This window comes from Janthinobacterium sp. 17J80-10 (assembly GCF_004114795.1).
Taxonomy (GTDB): domain Bacteria; phylum Pseudomonadota; class Gammaproteobacteria; order Burkholderiales; family Burkholderiaceae_D; genus Paucimonas.
Genome location: NZ_CP035311.1, coordinates 1,818,738 through 1,835,735 on the forward strand (window position 1 = coordinate 1,818,738; position 16,998 = coordinate 1,835,735).

The following is a 16,998-nucleotide window of genomic DNA, read 5'->3' on the forward strand; positions in this document are numbered from 1 at the left end:
CCGGCCTGCAACGGATGCCGGCTGTGCTTTCATAAGTTCAGGAGACAAGTATCATGCTGCAATCCATCCCTGCAGGGGCCCAATCTCTCGCCGGCGGCGACGCCGAGGCCGCGCACGCATTCGAAGCAGAAAAACGCGTTGTCGGCAAAGTATCCGGCCGCCTGCTCTGGTTTATCTTTCTGTTATTCGTCTTTTCCTTTCTTGATCGCATCAATATCGGCTTTGCCGGTTTGACCATGATGAAGGACCTGGGTTTGACGACGACCCAGTTTGGCCTGGCAACGACGCTGTTCTATGTCGCCTACATCGCTTGCGGCATTCCAAGCAACATAGTGCTGGCGCGGATCGGTGCGCGGATCTGGATCGGCTCGATCATGATTGCCTGGGGCCTGGCCTCCACCGCAACGATGTTTGCGACCGATGCAAACACGCTCTATATCCTGCGCATTTTGGTCGGCATCTCCGAGGCTGGTTTCTTGCCAGGCATGCTGTTGTATATGACGCTGTGGTTTCCGCCGGCTTACCGCGCCCGCGCCAATGCCTTGTTCATGATTGCCATGCCGGTGACGGCCGCCCTGGGTTCGGCAGTGTCGGGCTATATTCTCGGCCTGGACGGTTCGCTGGGGCTGAAGGGGTGGCAATGGCTGTTCATGCTGGAAGGCTTGCCATCGGCCATCCTTGGCCTGGTCGTGTTTGCCTATCTGGATGACAAGCCGGAAGATGCAAAGTGGTTGTCTGCGGAAGACAAGGCCGTGCTGGCGCGCAGCCTGCAAGCCAACCGCGCACCGGCAGCAGGCAAGGCCGGCGCAGCCGTTGAGACTTCTGGTGGCCGCAGCCTGTTTGCCGAACTGACTTCGCTGACGGTCATCAAGTTCGCCATTGCCTACTTCTGCCTCGTCAATACGCTGGCCATGGTTGCCGTCTGGGCGCCGCTCATCGTCAAGAGTTTCAGCGCCAATGCCAGCAATACAACGATCGGCTTGCTGGCCGCGATCCCGCAGGTAGTGACCATCATTGCCATGATCTGGTGGGGCCGTCATTCCGACCGCAAGCAGGAGCGCCGCTGGCACCTGGTGCTGCCAATGCTGGCGGCGGCTGCAGGCTGGATGTTTACGGCCATGTCCGGCAACCCGGTTATCCAGATGCTGGGCGTATGCATGGCTTCGGCCGGTTCCTATACCGCCATGTCGATCTTCTGGACCACACCGGACCAGGCGCTGAGCCTGAAGGCGCAGGTCATCGGTATCGCCGTGATCAATGCGATGGGCAATATCAGCTCGGCGCTCAATCCGCTCGTGGTTGGCTGGCTCAAGGATGCAACGCAAAGCTTCAAGGCTGGCCTGATCTATTCGGCCGTGCTGATGGTGATCGGCGTCGTGATCGTCCTGCTGCTGCCTATTGCCCGTCGAAAGAAAGCGGCTGCGGCAACCCCCGCGTAAACGCCAGCGCCTGCACGAGGTTATCGCCGGAAGAGATACTTTTTTCTTCAGTCATTCACTGAATTTAGGGATTTATCATGCATCAACCAACCACAGAGCCGCGTCCGTCGATCTATTACAATTATCAGGTATTCAAGCCGTGGCTGCCTTCGGCGCATCCGGTACAGGAACGCAAGAAAGTCGTCATCGCCGGTTCGGGGCCTGCCGGCATGGTCGCGGCGCTGGAGCTTGCCCGGCATGGCGTGCCCAGCGTCGTCGTGACTTCGGAACTGCAAGTGTCGCAAGGCAGCCGCGCCATCGTGTTTACCCGCCGCTCCATGGAGATCCTGCAGCAGGTGGGCGTGGCCGAGCGCATGACGGAAAATGGCTTGCCCTGGCTGTACGGTAATTCCTTCTATCGTGGCCAGCGCGTGTTCCGCATGGAATCCGCGCGCGAGGACGACGACCGCTTCTTCCCGATGATCAACATCCAGCAGCAGTACATGGAGGAATATCTGCTGGACGCCTGCAAGGCGAATCCCCTGATCGATTTCCGCTGGGGTAACAAGGTTGTCAAGGTCGAGCAGGAAGCGGACTTTGCCCGCGTGACTCTGGATACGCCCGAAGGCGAGTACACGATGGAATCCGAGTGGGTTGTCGCCGCCGACGGTGGCCGCTCCACCATCCGCACCAACATGGACCTGATGATGGAAGGCGCTTCCTACGAAGGCTTCTTCGTGATCGCCGACATCAAGATCGATCTGCCGTTGCCGACCGAGCGCCTGGCCTATTTCGATCCGGACTGGAACCCCGGCAATACCATCCTGATGCACCGCGAGCCGCATGGCATCTGGCGCGTGGATTACCAGTTGCCCGCCGGCGAGACCCCGGAAGAGGCGCTCAAGCCCGAATCGCTAAAAAAGCGCATCGATGCCCAGCTGGCCATGATCGGCCATGCCGGCGCCAAGTGGGAAATGGACTGGAATTCCGTATATTCCGCCCGCACCCTGACGCTGCCCGACTACGTGCACGGCCGCGTGATCTTCACCGGTGACGCAGCCCACCTGCTGCCGATCTTCGGCGTGCGCGGCGCCAATACCGGCTTCCAGGATGCGCAATCGCTGGCATGGCACCTGGCCTTCGTGGTCAAGGGACTGGCAAGCGAAAAGCTGCTGGCCAACCACAGCGCCGAGCGAGTGGGTGCCGCCCGCGAAATCATCGACGAAGCCGGCAAGAGCACGCGCTTCATGGCGCCGCCGAGCCAAGGCTTCCGCCTGTTGCGCGACGCCGTGCTGTCGCTGTCGCTGACCGAGGAATTCGTGCGCCCGCTGTACCACTGGCGCACCTCGCGTCCGCACGAGTACAGCCACTCGGCGCTCAACAGCACCGGTGACGATAATGCCTTGTTCAAGTCCGGCCCCGCCCACGGCGCGCCGCCGCAGAACGTTCGCCTCGGCGCCGACGACTTCCTGCTGGATCACCTCGGCGGCGGTTTCGATCTGCTGTACTTCACGCAAGCAGCCGCCATCCCCGAGGCCCTGCAAAAGGTAGTGGCGGGTACCCGCGCACGCGGCGTACCGCTGAAGGTCATCGCGGTGGGGGCGTCCCAGCCCGTGGCCGGCGCCGACCAGACCCTGGCTGATGCCGATGGTCATTTCCGCCAGCGCTACGGCGTGCTGGCCAGCGGCGGCGCCTACCTGCTGCGTCCCGATCAGCACGTTTGCGCGCGCTGGCTGGCGCTCGACGCCAACCGCCTGCAAGCCGCCTTGAACATCGCCTTGCCCCAGTAACAGGAGATCAACATGACCGCAACCAACAAAGTACTGACCATCCCTGGCCTGGAAACCGTGTACGACACGCTGGCGACCGCCATCGACCAGGCCGGCACGGAAAAAACCAATCTATTCCTCGTCAAGCTGGCCCTGCTGAATGCGAATGCGCTGGGCAATGCCGACACCTTTGGCAACCACGTCCAGGCCGCACTGCGCGACCTGTGATTTCAGGGTAAGGTTTGTAAACCATACAGGAGAATCAAATGCAGATCGAAAGAATTCACCACGTAGCCTATCGCTGCAAGGATGCCAAGGAAACCGTCGAGTGGTACGTCAAGTACCTGGACATGCGCTTCATCCTGGCGATCGCCGAGAACGAAGTGCCTTCCACCAAGGAACCCGATCCCTACATGCATGTCTTCCTCGACGCTGGCATGGGCAACGTGCTTGCCTTTTTCGAGTTGCCGACCCGTGCGCCGATGGGCCGCGACGAAAACACGCCCTTGTGGACGCAGCACCTGGCGCTGAAAGTGAAGTCCATGGACGACCTGCTGGAAGCCAAGGCCAGGCTGCAAGCCGGCGGCATCGATGTGCTCGGCCCGACCGACCACACCATCTTCAAGTCCATCTACTTCTTCGACCCGAACGGCCATCGCATTGAACTCTGCGCCGATACCGCCACGCCGAAGATGAACAAGATGCTCGACGATGTGAAGTGGGAAATGCTCAATGAATGGGCAAAGACCAAAAAGGCGCCGCAGCATGCGCGCTGGATGCATGACGGCAGCTTTAAAGGAGAATGAGACCATGGCAAATTTCGATTCCACGACCGCCCCTGCGCTGAAAAGCTGGGTTGACTCCGCCAACGCAGCGGATTGCGAATTCCCGATCCAGAATTTGCCCTATGGCGTGTTCAGGACCGCGAACTCGGCGCCGCGCGTCGGCGTCGCCATCGGCGACCAGATCCTCGACCTGGCAGTACTTGCCGAGGCCGGTCTGCTCAAGTGCGAAGCGGGCGTGTTCGCCCGTCCGCGCCTGAATGATTTCATCGCCCTCGGCCGCGACGCATGGCGCAGCGTGCGCGAGCAGGTCAGCGCATTGTTGTCGCGCGACAACCAGGCCCTGCAGGGCAATGCCGCCGTGCGCGACAAGGTGCTGGTGCCGCAAGCCGACGCGGCCATGTTGCTGCCGGTCGAAGTGCCGGGCTATACTGACTTCTATTCGTCGAAAGAGCACGCCACCAATGTCGGCGCGCTGTTCCGCGATGCGAAGAATGCGCTGTTGCCGAACTGGTCGGAGTTGCCAATCGGCTACAACGGCCGCGCTTCCTCGGTGATCGTCAGCGGCACCCCGGTGCGCCGTCCGAACGGCCAGATCAAGCTGCCGGACCAGGAACGCCCGATCTTCGGCGCCTGCCGCAAGCTCGACATCGAGCTGGAAACCGCCTTCATCGTCGGCGTGCCGAATGCGCTGGGCGATTCCATCCCCTGCGAAGAGGCCGAGCAGCATATCTTCGGCATGGTCTTGCTGAACGACTGGAGCGCGCGCGACCTGCAGGCATGGGAATACGTGCCGCTCGGCCCGTTCAACGCCAAGACCTTCGCCACCTCCATTTCGCCCTGGATCGTGACCATGGATGCGATCGAGCCATTCCGCACCGCGCAGCCGGCGCAGTCGCCCGAACCGCTATCCTACCTGCGCCAAAGCGGCGAGCATGCCTTCGACATCCAGCTTGAAGCGCAGATCAAGCCGCAAGGCGCGCAGAAAGCCACCACCTTTGCGCGCTCCAACTTCAAGTACATGTACTGGTCGATGGCGCAGCAACTGGCGCACCACACCGTATCCGGCTGCAACACTCGGGTAGGCGACCTGATGGGTTCCGGCACCTTGAGCGGTCCGACCCGCGATTCGCTGGGCGCGTTGCTGGAACTGACCTACAACGGCCGCGAACCGATCACCCTGGAGACTGGCGAGAAGCGCGCCTTCATCGAGGATGGCGACGAGCTGACCCTGCGCGGCTGGGCCCAGGGCGCGGGGTATCGCGTCGGCTTCGGCAGCTGCGTGGGCACGATCCTGCCCGCCCATCCGGTGAAGTAAGGCTGCCATGCTGAAGCTCTACAGCTACTACCGCAGCTCGGCATCCTTCCGGGTCAGGATTGCCCTGAACCTGAAGGGCTTGCCGTACGAATACCTGCCGGTTCACCTGGTGCGCAATGGCGGCGAGCAACTGGCCGAGGCTTACCGGGCCATCAATCCGGATGGCCTGGTGCCGGCGCTGGCGGATGATGGCCAGCTGCTGTCGCAGTCGCTGGCCATCATCGAATATCTCGACGAGACCCATCCGTTGCCGGCGCTGCTGCCAGCCAAGCCTGCCGACCGCGCCCATGTGCGGGCTGTCGCGCTGCAGCTTGCCTGCGAAATCCATCCGCTCAATAACCTGCGCGTGCTGAAGTATCTGAAGCACACGCTGGGCGTGTCCGAGGATGAAAAATCGGCCTGGTATCGGCATTGGGTGACTTCCGGCTTCGCCGCGCTGGAAAAACGCCTGGCAAACGACCCGCGCACCGGCAAGCTGGTCTACGGCGACCAGCCGACCATCGCCGACCTGTGCCTGGTGCCGCAAGTGTGGAATGCCCGGCGCTTCGACATCCCGCTGGATGCCTATCCGACGATTACGCGCATCTGCGACCATGCCATGACGCTGGAAGCATTCCGCAAAGCCGAGCCTGCGGCGCAACCCGACTCCGAGTAGCCGGCGCGCTGCAAGGGCGCAGCCATCCTGTTATCATTTCCGCAGTGCCGGGAATGCCATAAGAGGAACCGCCATGGCCGATATCCTTGAAAATCCCATGGGGCTGACGGGTTTCGAATTCGTCGAATTCGCTTCACCCACGCCGAATACCCTCGAGCCGGTATTCGAGATGCTGGGTTTCGCCCTGGTCGCGCGCCATCGCTCCAAGGATGTCGCGCTGTATCGCCAGGGTGACATCAATTTCATCCTCAACAGGGAGCCGCACAGCAGCGCCGCTTATTTTGCCGTGGAGCACGGCCCCTGCGCGTGCGGCATGGCCTTCCGCGTGCAGGATTCGCACAAGGCCTATGCCCGCGCCCTGCAACTGGGCGCCCAGCCGCTGGAACTGCCGACCGGGCCCATGGAGTTGCGGCTGCCTGCCATCAAGGGCATCGGCGGCGCGCCGCTGTACCTGATCGACCGCTTCGAGGATGGCAAGTCCATTTACGACATCGATTTCGAGTTCGTCGACGGCGTGGAGCGGCACCCGCAAGGCGCCGGGCTGAAACGGATCGACCATCTCACCCACAATGTCTACCGTGGCCGGATGCATTACTGGGCATCGTTTTACGAACGGCTGTTCAACTTCCGCGAGATCCGCCACTTCGATATTGCCGGCGAATACACCGGCCTGACCTCAATGGCGATGACGGCGCCGGACGGGAAAATCCGCATTCCTCTTAACGAAGAGGCATCAAAAGGCAGCGGCCAGATCGAGGAATTCCTGATGCGCTTCAATGGCGAGGGCATTCAGCATATCGCCCTGTACACGGAGGATATCTTCCGCACGCTGGACGAACTGAAAATGGCCGGCGTGCCCTTCATGCCGGCGCCGCCGCAATCCTATTACGACATGCTGGAAACGCGCCTGCCCGGCCACGGCGAGCCTGTCGGCGAATTGCAGACGCGCGGCATCTTGCTCGATGGCAGTACCGAGGGTAATGACAAGCGTTTGCTGCTGCAGATCTTTTCGCAAAACCTGCTGGGTCCCGTGTTCTTCGAATTCATCCAGCGAAAAGGGGATGAAGGATTTGGCGAGGGAAATTTCAAGGCGCTCTTCGAATCGATCGAGCGCGACCAGATCCTGCGCGGGGTGGTGACGGCGCCGTAGCGGCGCCGATGCGCGCCGCCGGGCAGGCCGTCACCGCAGGCAGGGTCTCAGGCGGCTTTTGCATCCTTGCGTCGCTGCAACACGAAGATCGGTTGCGCCCAGTGCGTATCCTTTTTCTTCTTGCTGGTAATTAGCGTCAACTCCGATGGATCGTACACGTCGGTGTTATGCGTCAGCGGCGTGGTCATCAGGTACTGTGCATCGGTATTCTTCAGGAACTCGCCGACCAGCTGGATGTTGCGGATATCCAGGTGGGCGAAGGGTTCGTCGATGAACACGAAGCCGCCCGAGCCATCGTCAGACTTGAGCAGGCCAATCAGCAGGATCAGCGATTTCATCACCTGCTGGCCGCCCGAAGCCTCGCCGTCGTTCAAGCCGATCGGGCCCTTGCCGTCGAACTTGAAGCGCACGTGCAGGCCTGCCTGCGCCAGTTGCACGTCGTCGTTCTCCAGGCGCACCGTATCGGTGTGCACCTCGATCCCGGCCAGTTCGCCCAGCTCCTTGATGTTGCGGCTGTAGGTCTTGACGGTGTAGCGCAGGCGTTCGATGTAGGCGCCGCGGGCGTTGGTGGTGGCCTCGATTGCACGGTTATTCTGGTAGCGGCGCTCGTCGGTCTCGGCCTGGCGGCCCTGTAGCAGGTTGGCAAGGCGCACGTACTGGTCGACCACGGTGGCATCGGTTTCCCAGTCGTCGCGGGCCAGGTCGACGGCGAGGTGTTTCATGCGCAGCTCGACCTGGTGCGCGTTCTGGTGTTCCTCGACCAGCGCAAGCCGGCGTGCCGGCCGGCGCCAGCCGTAGGGCAGGTGCCGCCAGGACTTGCGCAGTTCGGCAAGCCTGCTGGCATGTTCGCTGCGGTCTTCCTGGTAGCGCTTGCCGGACACGCGCAGATGCGATTCCGCGTCGGCCAGCGCGCGCCTGGCGTTTTGCCAGTTGTTGTCGGCCAGCGTGCGTTCTTCGGTGGCCTTCTTGGTCAGCGGGAAAAGCTCGCCCAGACGGCTGCCGACTTCGGTACGCGCCGCCTTCAGCGGGGTTGCGGCATGCACGGCTTCGTCGAACTCGGCCTGGCGTGCGACCAGTTCCTTGGCCGCATCGACACCGGCGATGCGCGACTTCAAGCTGCTGACTTCGCCAGCCAGCTTGCTGATTTTTAGCGTCAGCTGGTCTTCCTGCGCTTCCAGCTTCGGCAGGGATGCCTGCAGGGCAGCCAGGCGCTGCAGGCGGCCGGCGTCGCCGAAGCGGTAGCGCGAGGCTTCGACAAAGAGCGAGCGCCCGCCGCGCCGTTCGCGGTGGTACGCCTCGGGCGTGATCCACTCCTCGCTGCCCGACAGCTTTGCGCCGGCCTCGACAGAATCCACGCGCGTGATACGCGCGAGCTGTTCGATCAGCCAGCCGGGCGCGGGCGCCGTGAAGCGCACGGCCGACAGCAGGCTCTTGTCTTTCACCGCCGGGGCCTTGATGCGGTCGGCGACGATGAAGTGGCCAAAGCGTTCTTTTTCGGCGATCCGGTACGCGGAGGCCGTGTCGCCTGCGCTGGCCAGCAAGACGACCGAGGTGTAGCCGCGCAGGACGCCTTCGACCGCGCCTTGCCAGCGCGGATCGGTGACTTCCACGATGTCGGGCAGCATGACATGGTCGATCTTTGCGTCGGCAAGTGCCCGGCGCATTGAGCGCACGTTTTCCGGGTCAGGCAGGGCGGACTTGCTTTCCAGCGCTGCGATTGCCGTGCGGTCAGCGGCGATACGCGCTGCCAGTGCGTCGCGCTCGCCGCGCAGACGCATGTACTCGCCTTCTTTCTGCTCAAGCTCTGCGGCGACGTCGGCAATGTCGGCGCCAGCGTCGAGCGCCAGCTTTTGCAGGCGCGCCTTCTGTTCGAGCAGGCTTTCCAGCGGCTTGAGCTTGCCGTTCAATTCATTGAGCTGCTTCTCCAGCAGCGCTTTTTCTTCCTCCAGCGCAGTTTCATTATTGTGTGCAGCGGTCAGGGCAGCAGCACGCTGCGCGACATCGGCGCGCTTGTCGGACAGCAGCCCGTCCTGTGATGAGAGCGAGACGCGTGCCTCGCGCAGGTTGGCGCTGGTTGCCGCTGCCTTTACACGGATTTCGTGATATTGCAGCGTCGGCAGGATTTCTGCCTGCAGGTCGCGCTGTTCCTTCACCAGGCCTTCCCACTGGTGGAAGTTGGCCGCCCTCAGTCGCAGGCGTTCCTGGTTGGTCTGGGCCGATTCCAGCTCCGCTTCGAAGCGCTGCAGCTCAGCCTCGGTGTCGCGCTGGTGGCGCTTGGCTTCGTCGTAGGCATCCAGTACTTCCTTGTCGCCGAACACCTGGAACACCAGGTCGAGCAACTGGCGCGGCGCGTATTCGCACAGCTTGTCGGTTTCGCCTTGCTCCAGGGCCAGCACTTTCGCCATCGCCTGCGACAGGCCGGCACTGGCAAGCCGCTTGCGGTAGGCGTCCAGGCCCAGCCAGTCCGTGGCGTCCTGGACTTCCTCGATCTCGACGATGCCCGGGCGCATCAGGTACTGGCGCTTCCAGTCGCCGCCATTTTTCTGGATCTGGCAAAACAGCGTGACTTCGTCTTCGCTGAAGAAGCCGGAGGCGCGGAACGGTCGGTTCGACAGCTGGCGGCCGGTGGCCTTATTGTCGACCACGGCGCGCAGCCAGGAAATCTGCTGGCCGGCGTGGCGCGCGTAATGCTTGTAGGAGCGGCCCATCGAACAGTCGAGGCCGAACAGCGTGCGCAACGCATCCAGAAGGGTCGTCTTGCCCGAGCCATTCTGCCCGGCGATGGTGATGATCTTGGCATCGAGCGGAATGTTCTTGACACGTTGCCAGTAGTCCCAGTGGACCATTTCCAGGGATTTGATATGAAACATGGGACTTCCTTATTCCTGGTTGTGCGTTTCGGCTTGCGGAAACGGGATTACTTCCGCTTCAGGCGGACTGGCGTCCGCATCTTTCGGGCGGGGGAGATGGAAGATGTCGGCGAGCGCGCCATTGACGATACGGTCTTTCAGGGCATCGGTATGCATCATCAGGTCCAGCAGCGGCCCCTCCGTGATCATGTCGCCGCGGCGCTCGACGAAGCCGAGCTTGGCAAGCTGGCCGAGGTTCATGTCCATGCGTGTCTTCTTGCCGAGCTTGTCGCCGAAGTCGGCCAGCAGCGCGCGGTAGGAAATGCCCATCGAGGCGTCCTCGGCGCGTGGCAGCGGCTTGTCCTTGCCGAACATGTCTTCCTGGTCTTCCAGGGCAGCCTGGTGCGCTTCCTGGCGTTCGCGCTTGGGCAGGATGATCATCGCCCACAGGACCACCAGCAGGGCGACGCCATCGCGCGCGAGGCCGAGGTTATTGTTTTGCCAGACTTCGCGCGCGCCGAAGATCTTCGGCTCGATCTCGCGTGTCAGGGCCAGCGTGACATTGTCGGCGTAGACATTGTCGAGGAATTTCATGCCGCAGGCGGCCAGGCGGTTGTCGATTTCAAGACGGAATGCCTCGTCGGTCAGCGCACGCTTGACCAGCTTGTTCTCGCGCGCCAGGGTCTGGTGCGTGAGCAATTGCGCAATCAGGATTTGTGCTTCGTCAGTCATGCTTGTTTTCCGGTTCGGTCTTCTGGGTGAGCGTCGCGATCGAGATTGCGGCCACGTGCGGGTCTTTCAGTTTGATCATGCCGTCCTGCGGCGCGAATTCGAGCGGCAGGCGTGCCATGGTGGCGGTGCCGCCTTGCAGCGCGGCTTCACTTTCATCGCCCAGCAGAGGCAATAGCGAGGCGCGGTAGGAGGCGATGGAGAATGTGGCCGGCAACAGGGCGTCATGCACCCTGGGTGAGGCTTCGGTGGCTGCAGCCAGCGAGCTCAGCCGGCTCAGCCACTCGTCCAGGACAATCGGCGTCGTGGATACTTCGCTTGCCGTGACGTGGGCGTTTTCACCGGCGGGCAAGGCAAAGAGCGGCGTGCTGTTCCGGTTGGTCAGCAGTTCGGTTTCGGCCACATCGATCATTTCCGATGGCGTGATGAACATGGGCGTGACCGGCAGCGCAATTGCGCCTTGCGCCAGGCCTGCCAGGTCTTCATGCGCCATCAGCCAGGTCTTGATGTCGGTGGTCGTGAGGCCGGACTGGCCCAGATGCACGCGCTGGCGTTCGATCTGGTTCAACGCGCGCGAGAACATGCCTTGCATGTTGAGCAAGGCGCTTTGCGCGCGGCCGATGGCTTGCGCTGCGCGGTGGGTGGCGGCGTCGGCGCGGGCATCCTGGATGATGGAATGGAGGATTTCAGAACCTTTTTCGACCCAGTCGCAGGCCGTGTTCCATTTCGCCTGCGCGGCGCGCAGGCGAAATTCCGAGCCGGAGGCGATGGCGTCGGCAAATTCCTCGGTCAGGCTGACCAGCCGGCCCAGCAAGTGTTGCAGCTGCTCGACCGTGACGCCGCCGACGGCCTGGGCGCCGGCCACCTGCGACAGCAAAAAGCCCATGTCGCCGTCGTCATTTTCCTCGGCCATCAGCAGCAGGCTGTCGATGGCCGCCAGGATATTGCGCGCGCCGGGCGTGATGCGATACAGGCCCTGGCCGGCATCCCAGGCCAGCAGATGATGGGCGCGCAGGCGCGACAGCACGGTTTCCAGGCGTTCCGGCTCCAGGTAGGCCAGCCGCATGTTGATGTCGGCACGGGTAAACGCTGGCGAGCCGGTGTCCGCCGCCAGTTCGCGCAAGACCAGCAGGCGCACCAGCACGCCGTCGATACCGCCGTGGAACAGGGCGGTAAAGGCCTGCAGCAGCGGCTGGGCGCCTTTGAGCCTGTACACCTGCTCGATATCGTCCGGGGATATCGCTGGCTTGAAATAGGATTGCAGGGAATCGTGCTGCTCTTCGACCGCGGGTCCGGCAGCATTCATGAGGGAGTTATGCATTCCCCCATTTTAAGGCAAGGCGGGGCTGTCGTATCCATGCAGCAGGGTTTTTAAGGGCTGATTTTTATGCCTGTTGCGTGCTATTCTTGCAAAAAAAGACATCCAGGGAAGCTATGCCAGTATTCGTCATTGCCAATCCGAAGGGCGGCGTTGGAAAAAGCACCTTCGCCGTCAATCTTGCCGGTTATTTCGCCACGCGCGGCCACAAAGTCATGCTGGGCGATGTCGATGTCCAGCAGTCCTCGCGTTCCTGGCTGGCGATCCGTCCGCCCAACCTGGCGCCGATCTCGGCCTGGGAAATCGGCACGGGCTTTGTCGCCAGGCCGCCACAGGGCACCACCCACATGGTGCTGGATACGCCGGCGGGTTTTGACGGGGTGCGCTTCGATGAGGTGTTGCGCATCGCCGACAAGGTGATCGTGCCGTTGCAGCCCTCGATGTTCGATATCCTGGCCACGCAGGCTTTTCTGCAAAAGCTGATCGCCAACAGGCAAAAGGCGCAGGTTGGCGTGCTTGGCATGCGGGTCAACAGCCGCACGCGTGCCGCCGAGCAGTTGACGCATTACGTCAATAACCTTGGTTTGCCCGTGCTGGGGTTTTTGCGCGATACGCAGAATTACGTGCAACTGGCGGCGCAGGGCGCCACCGTATGGGATGCGGCGCCCTCCCGGGTCGAAAAGGACCTCGACCAGTGGCAAAGCGTGCTGGACTGGGTCGGGCGCTAAACCGTCAGATTTCCAGGTTGTCGATCAGGCGCGTGGCCCCCAGCTTGGCGGCGGCCAGCACGACCAGCGACTCGCCCTGGGCGAGGTCGCCGGCGGCGGGCGGCTGCAGGTCAACCCGGCGGCGGATCGACACGTAATCGGGTTTCCAGTTGCGATTGGCCAGGGCAGCCATGGCTTCGCGCTCCAACTGGAAAATATCCTGGTGGCCGGCCCGGACTTCTTCCGCGACCTTGTTCAGGGTCTGGAACAGCGCCGGCGCTTCGGCGCGCTCTGCCTCCGACAGGTAGCTGTTGCGCGAAGAGAGTGCCAGGCCATCGTCGGCCCGGTAGGTTTCGGCACCGATGATCTCGGTGGGCATGGCGAACTGGCGCGCCATGTTACGCACGATCATCAGCTGCTGGTAATCCTTCTTGCCGAATACGGCGACGCGCGGCTGCACGCAGGAAAACAGCTTCATCACCACGGTGGAGACGCCGCCAAAAAAACCTGGGCGGAATTCGCCTTCCAGCATGTTGCCCAGCCAGTCTGGCGGCTGCACGCGGTATTCCTGCGGCTCCGGGTACATGTCCTTCTCGGTGGGCGCAAACAGGACGTAGACGCCTTCCTTTTCCAGCTTTTCGACATCGGCGTGGAAGGTGCGCGGATATTTTTCAAAGTCTTCGCCAGGGGCAAACTGCAGCCGGTTGACGAAGATCGATGCCACCACCGGGTCGCCATGCTTCTTGGCCAGCCGCATGAGCGACAGGTGGCCTTCGTGCAGGTTGCCCATGGTGGGGACAAAGGCAGTACGCAGCTGGCCGCGCATCTGGTCGCGCAATTCTTCGATGGAGGTGACGATTTTCATGAAAGGATCCTGGTAGGGCGCGCGCCATTCCAGCCTTGCGGCGGGCGCGAGATAGTGTGTTGGTCAGGTCGGCGAATAAGCCAGGCGCACGTAGATCGGCGCGAATGCTTCGGCCTGGGTGATTTCGATCAGGGTTTCCTTGGCCAGCTCAAGCAGCGCGATGAAGTTCACCACCAGTACCGGCGCGCCCCTGGACGGGTCGAACAGGTCGGCAAATTCGACGAACTTGGCTGACTGCAGGCGGCGCAGGATGCCGGACATGTGCTCGCGCACGGAGAGTTCCTCGCGGCTTATCTTGTGATGCTGGGTGAGCTTGGCGCGCTTGAGCACGTCGGTCCAGGCTGCCTGCAAGTCAAGCACATGGACTTCCGGCCAGCGCGTGACGATGCTTTGCTCGATATAAATCTGGGTACGCACGAAATCGCGCCCGACCTGCGGCACGGCATCGAGCTCGAATGCCGCCAGCTTGATTTGCTCGTATTCCAGCAGGCGGCGCACCAGTTCGGCGCGCGGGTCTTGCGGTTCCTCGCCGGGTTCGGACGGCTTGACCGGCAGCAGCATGCGCGACTTGATTTCGATGAGCATGGCCGCCATCAGCAGGTATTCTGCGGCCAGTTCCAGGTTGTGCAGGCGGATCTGGTCGACGTACTCGAGGTACTGCCGCGTGACTTGCGCCAGCGGGATGTCCAGGATGTTGAAATTCTGTTTTCGGATCAGGTACAGCAGCAGGTCGAGCGGGCCCTCGAAGGCTTCCAGGAAGACTTCCAGCGCATCCGGCGGAATGTACAGGTCCGTCGGCAGCTGGAACAGCGGCTCGCCGTACAGCCGGGCGAACGCGACGCCGTCGATGACATCCGGCGTCGAATCGGCCTGGCCGGCAACCGCCAGCTCAAGCGCATCATTCGTCGGCCCGGCATAGTCCCGCTGGCTCACTGCTTAACCCTTGTTCTGGTACACGTAGGCTTGTTGCTTGACGCGGGACTGTTCTGCCCGCTCGCGCGCGTCCAGGTCCACCGGTGTCTTGTCCCACAGGAGGGCGCGGCCGGCGCGCTGCTGTTCTTCCAGTTTCGGGTTTTTTTCCTTGAGGTCCTTGATGAAGCGGGTGATTTCGGACTCGTAAAGCGAATATTGTTTCGACAGTTTCATGTGGATTTGACAACTGAATGGATTAAGACACTATTTTACCTTGTCTGACCTGCAGTTTTGCCGGAAAGGCCAAATTTGCAAGCTCAGGCAGCAGTCACCTGTAGTCTGGCCAGCGCGGCTGCCAAATCATCGACACAATTCTCCCGGCCAAGGCGGGCAATAAAGCCCGTGCGCTCCATCAGGCTGCGCGGCTGAGGATTGATGCCGCACAGAATCAGCTGGCTGCCGGCGCGGTGCAGCGCCTTGTGGATGGTTTCCAGGCCATCCAGGCCTGTGGTATCCAGGCTGATAAGTTTATGCATTTCCAGGACCATGGCGCGCGCGGGGATCGCCTGCGATTCGATCAGGCCATCGAGCTTGCCGGCGGCGCCGAAAAACAGCGAGCCATACAGGGCGTAGGCGGCCACGCCTTCCGGCAGCGGCTGTGCCGGCGTGGAGGCGATCGGGCGGATATCGGTCAGGCTCGAGATGCGGTAAATGAAGAACACGCAGGCCAGTCCCAGGCCGACTTCGACCGCGACCGTCAGATCGACCGTCACGGTGAGAATGAAGGTGGCCAGCACCAATACGCGGTAATTATTGGAAAAATGCCGCAACCGGCGAAATTCGCGCCATTCGCCCATGTTGAAGGCGACATGCATCAGGATCGCTGCCAGGGCTGCCAGCGGAATGTTTTTGGCCAGCGGCGCTGCCACCAGGACGATCGCTGCCAGGGTGACTGCGTGCATGATGCCTGCGACCGGCGTGGTCGCGCCGGCGCGGATATTGGTGGTGGTGCGCGCCATGGTGCCGGTGACAGGCAGCGCGCCGAAAAACGGCACGATGAAATTGGCGATGCCCTGGGCCAGCAATTCCTGGTTGGGGTCGTGGCGGTCCTCGGTCAGGTTGTCGGCCACGCGCGCGCACAGCAGCGACTCGACCGCGCCGAGCAGGGCAATCGTCAGGGCCGGGGAAAACAGCTGGCGCACCAGGTCCCAGCTGAATGACGGCAGCTGCAATTGCGGCAAGCCCTGGGGGATGCCGCCGAAGCGGCTGCCGATGGTTTCCACTTGCAAGCCAAGCAGGTTGACAGCCGTCGTGGCCAGCACCAGTACCAGCACCGGCCCGGGAATCGCCTTGAGGATGCGCCAGCAGCGCGCGAGGAGCGAGGGCGGGCGGCCATCCTCACGCGGCGTCAGGTAGACCTTGGGCCAGACGAACAGCAGCAGGAGCGCAAGTGCGGCAATGGCGATGGCCAGCATGTTGGCGGTATGGGCTTGCGCCGCCAGTATTTTGAGCTGCGCGAAAAAGTCCCCCGGCATGCGGGCGATGTCCAGCCCGAAGAAATCCTTCAGCTGCGACAGCGCGATCAGCACGGCGATGCCATTGGTGAAACCGATCACGATCGGCACCGGGATATAGCGGATGACCGACCCCAGGCGCAGCATGCCCATGGCGCACAGCAGCACCCCTGCGAACATGGTGGCGATGAACAGATTGACCAGGCCATATTTTTCGATGATGGCGTAGATCACCACGATGAAGGCGCCAGCCGGCCCGCCGATCTGCACGCGCGAGCCGCCCAGGGCGGATACCAGGAAGCCGCCGATGATAGCGGCGAAGATGCCGGCTTCCGGCTTGGCGCCGGAAGCGATGGCAAAGGCCATGGCCAGCGGCAGCGCCACCACGCCCACCGTCAGGCCAGCCATCAGGTCATTGAAGAAGCGCGCGCGGTCGTAGCCCTGCAAGGCATCGATGATGCGCGGGCGAAAGGAAAGGTTCAGGTATTGCATGGCTGTCACCGGCGCATGGCGGGTTTGCCTAGTTATCCAGCAGGACGCGGCGCATTACCATCGGCGCTTGCTCGAGTGGATTACCATGGATATATTCCAGTTCCGGCGCCAGTTCGAAGCCATAGGCAGAATAGAGGTCCATCAGGCGTGGCTGGTCGTGGCGCACTGCCAGCCGCAGTTCGCGCACATTGGCTTCCTGCGCACAGTGGATCACGGCTTCCAGCAAGTGTTGCGAAAGGTTTTGCCCGCGGTGGCTTGGCAGAATGCCCATGCGCAGGATATCCCACACATCCGATTCGGCATCCAGCGGCAGCCAGCGCACCGAGCCGACCGGCTCGCCATCGACCAGCAGGATCAGGCCGCCGCCGTGTTGCAGGTGCTGCAGGACCTGCACCGCGGTTTCGCGGTGGCCGCTGGAGGTCACCGCCACCTTGCCGGACCAGGATGCACGGGTGAGGTCGGCCAGCAGCTGGGCGTCTTCGAGGCCGGCTTCGCGGATGATCAGTTCCATGGCGTTGTC

16 protein-coding genes are annotated in these 16,998 nt (G+C 62.4%); 8 read left to right on the forward strand and 8 right to left on the reverse strand.

Going from position 1 to position 16,998, the window contains the following annotated elements:
- The first annotated feature begins 53 nt into the window (after positions 1-53).
- From EKL02_RS08290 to hppD, 7 genes are all read left to right on the forward strand, one after another.
- Positions 54-1,439: an MFS transporter gene (locus EKL02_RS08290; RefSeq protein WP_128901612.1), complete on the forward strand. Its 1,386-nt coding sequence runs from the start codon at positions 54-56 to the stop codon at positions 1,437-1,439.
- A gap of 77 nt (positions 1,440-1,516) precedes the next feature.
- The gene (locus EKL02_RS08295; RefSeq protein ID WP_128901613.1) at positions 1,517-3,208 is read left to right on the forward strand and encodes an FAD-dependent monooxygenase; all 1,692 of its coding nucleotides are present in this window, start codon (positions 1,517-1,519) and stop codon (positions 3,206-3,208) included.
- A gap of 12 nt (positions 3,209-3,220) precedes the next feature.
- Positions 3,221-3,415: a DUF2783 domain-containing protein gene (locus EKL02_RS08300; protein ID WP_128901614.1), complete on the forward strand. Its 195-nt coding sequence runs from the start codon at positions 3,221-3,223 to the stop codon at positions 3,413-3,415.
- A gap of 38 nt (positions 3,416-3,453) precedes the next feature.
- On the forward strand, positions 3,454-3,993 hold the full coding sequence (locus EKL02_RS08305; protein WP_128901615.1) for a VOC family protein: 540 nt from the start codon (positions 3,454-3,456) through the stop codon (positions 3,991-3,993).
- A gap of 4 nt (positions 3,994-3,997) precedes the next feature.
- The gene (fahA, locus tag EKL02_RS08310) at positions 3,998-5,287 is read left to right on the forward strand and encodes a fumarylacetoacetase (protein WP_128901616.1); all 1,290 of its coding nucleotides are present in this window, start codon (positions 3,998-4,000) and stop codon (positions 5,285-5,287) included.
- Between the two features lie 10 nt (positions 5,288-5,297).
- Complete coding sequence (gene maiA, locus EKL02_RS08315) at positions 5,298-5,942, forward strand: maleylacetoacetate isomerase (protein ID WP_128903435.1); 645 nt, start codon at positions 5,298-5,300, stop codon at positions 5,940-5,942.
- Between the two features lie 73 nt (positions 5,943-6,015).
- Positions 6,016-7,092: a 4-hydroxyphenylpyruvate dioxygenase gene (gene hppD, locus EKL02_RS08320; RefSeq protein ID WP_128901617.1), complete on the forward strand. Its 1,077-nt coding sequence runs from the start codon at positions 6,016-6,018 to the stop codon at positions 7,090-7,092.
- Between the two features lie 47 nt (positions 7,093-7,139).
- Here hppD and EKL02_RS08325 read toward each other — a convergent pair whose 3' ends face one another.
- The 3 genes from EKL02_RS08325 to EKL02_RS08335 are packed head-to-tail and all read right to left on the reverse strand — an operon-like array spanning position 7,140 to position 11,976.
- A complete protein-coding gene (locus tag EKL02_RS08325; RefSeq protein ID WP_128901618.1) occupies positions 7,140-9,962 on the reverse strand; it encodes an ATP-binding protein in 2,823 nt (940 codons plus the stop codon).
- Positions 9,963-9,971: 9 nt separating this feature from the next.
- Positions 9,972-10,673: a hypothetical protein gene (locus tag EKL02_RS08330; protein WP_241687834.1), complete on the reverse strand. Its 702-nt coding sequence runs from the start codon at positions 10,671-10,673 to the stop codon at positions 9,972-9,974.
- Positions 10,666-11,976 carry a hypothetical protein gene (locus EKL02_RS08335; protein WP_128903436.1) on the reverse strand — a complete coding sequence of 437 codons (1,311 nt, stop codon included), beginning with the start codon at positions 11,974-11,976 and terminating at the stop codon, positions 10,666-10,668. The genes EKL02_RS08330 and EKL02_RS08335 overlap by 8 nt, the downstream gene beginning before the upstream one ends.
- Positions 11,977-12,104: 128 nt before the next feature.
- Here EKL02_RS08335 and EKL02_RS08340 point away from each other — a divergent pair, with 128 nt between their 5' ends.
- On the forward strand, positions 12,105-12,716 hold the full coding sequence (locus EKL02_RS08340; RefSeq protein ID WP_128901619.1) for a ParA family protein: 612 nt from the start codon (positions 12,105-12,107) through the stop codon (positions 12,714-12,716).
- A gap of 4 nt (positions 12,717-12,720) precedes the next feature.
- Here EKL02_RS08340 and panC read toward each other — a convergent pair whose 3' ends face one another.
- The 5 genes from panC to EKL02_RS08365 form a co-directional block, all read right to left on the reverse strand.
- On the reverse strand, positions 12,721-13,560 hold the full coding sequence (panC, locus tag EKL02_RS08345) for a pantoate--beta-alanine ligase (RefSeq protein WP_128901620.1): 840 nt from the start codon (positions 13,558-13,560) through the stop codon (positions 12,721-12,723).
- Positions 13,561-13,623: 63 nt separating this feature from the next.
- Positions 13,624-14,448: a ScpA family protein gene (locus EKL02_RS08350; protein WP_241687854.1), complete on the reverse strand. Its 825-nt coding sequence runs from the start codon at positions 14,446-14,448 to the stop codon at positions 13,624-13,626.
- A gap of 48 nt (positions 14,449-14,496) precedes the next feature.
- Positions 14,497-14,706: a DUF3460 family protein gene (locus EKL02_RS08355; protein WP_128901622.1), complete on the reverse strand. Its 210-nt coding sequence runs from the start codon at positions 14,704-14,706 to the stop codon at positions 14,497-14,499.
- An 83-nt stretch (positions 14,707-14,789) separates the two neighbouring features.
- Positions 14,790-16,478, reverse strand: coding sequence for a SulP family inorganic anion transporter (locus EKL02_RS08360; RefSeq protein ID WP_128901623.1), 1,689 nt, complete (start codon positions 16,476-16,478; stop codon positions 14,790-14,792).
- 28 nt (positions 16,479-16,506) lie between these two features.
- The gene (locus tag EKL02_RS08365; RefSeq protein WP_128901624.1) at positions 16,507-16,989 is read right to left on the reverse strand and encodes a GNAT family N-acetyltransferase; all 483 of its coding nucleotides are present in this window, start codon (positions 16,987-16,989) and stop codon (positions 16,507-16,509) included.
- Between the last annotated feature and the right edge of the window lie 9 nt (positions 16,990-16,998).

What these genes read in the sequence shown, in the direction of transcription:
- EKL02_RS08290 (WP_128901612.1), top strand. Translation starts at nt 54, where the DNA reads ATGCTGCAATCCATCCCTGCAGGGGCCCAATCTCTCGCCGGCGGCGAC.
- EKL02_RS08365 (WP_128901624.1), bottom strand. Translation starts at nt 16,989, where the DNA reads ATGGAACTGATCATCCGCGAAGCCGGCCTCGAAGACGCCCAGCTGCTG.
- EKL02_RS08355 (WP_128901622.1), bottom strand. Translation starts at nt 14,706, where the DNA reads ATGAAACTGTCGAAACAATATTCGCTTTACGAGTCCGAAATCACCCGC.
- EKL02_RS08335 (WP_128903436.1), bottom strand. Translation starts at nt 11,976, where the DNA reads ATGAATGCTGCCGGACCCGCGGTCGAAGAGCAGCACGATTCCCTGCAA.
- EKL02_RS08340 (WP_128901619.1), top strand. Translation starts at nt 12,105, where the DNA reads ATGCCAGTATTCGTCATTGCCAATCCGAAGGGCGGCGTTGGAAAAAGC.
- EKL02_RS08295 (WP_128901613.1), top strand. Translation starts at nt 1,517, where the DNA reads ATGCATCAACCAACCACAGAGCCGCGTCCGTCGATCTATTACAATTAT.
- hppD (WP_128901617.1), top strand. Translation starts at nt 6,016, where the DNA reads ATGGCCGATATCCTTGAAAATCCCATGGGGCTGACGGGTTTCGAATTC.
- EKL02_RS08325 (WP_128901618.1), bottom strand. Translation starts at nt 9,962, where the DNA reads ATGTTTCATATCAAATCCCTGGAAATGGTCCACTGGGACTACTGGCAA.
- EKL02_RS08360 (WP_128901623.1), bottom strand. Translation starts at nt 16,478, where the DNA reads ATGCAATACCTGAACCTTTCCTTTCGCCCGCGCATCATCGATGCCTTG.
- fahA (WP_128901616.1), top strand. Translation starts at nt 3,998, where the DNA reads ATGGCAAATTTCGATTCCACGACCGCCCCTGCGCTGAAAAGCTGGGTT.
- EKL02_RS08300 (WP_128901614.1), top strand. Translation starts at nt 3,221, where the DNA reads ATGACCGCAACCAACAAAGTACTGACCATCCCTGGCCTGGAAACCGTG.
- EKL02_RS08330 (WP_241687834.1), bottom strand. Translation starts at nt 10,673, where the DNA reads ATGACTGACGAAGCACAAATCCTGATTGCGCAATTGCTCACGCACCAG.
- EKL02_RS08305 (WP_128901615.1), top strand. Translation starts at nt 3,454, where the DNA reads ATGCAGATCGAAAGAATTCACCACGTAGCCTATCGCTGCAAGGATGCC.
- panC (WP_128901620.1), bottom strand. Translation starts at nt 13,560, where the DNA reads ATGAAAATCGTCACCTCCATCGAAGAATTGCGCGACCAGATGCGCGGC.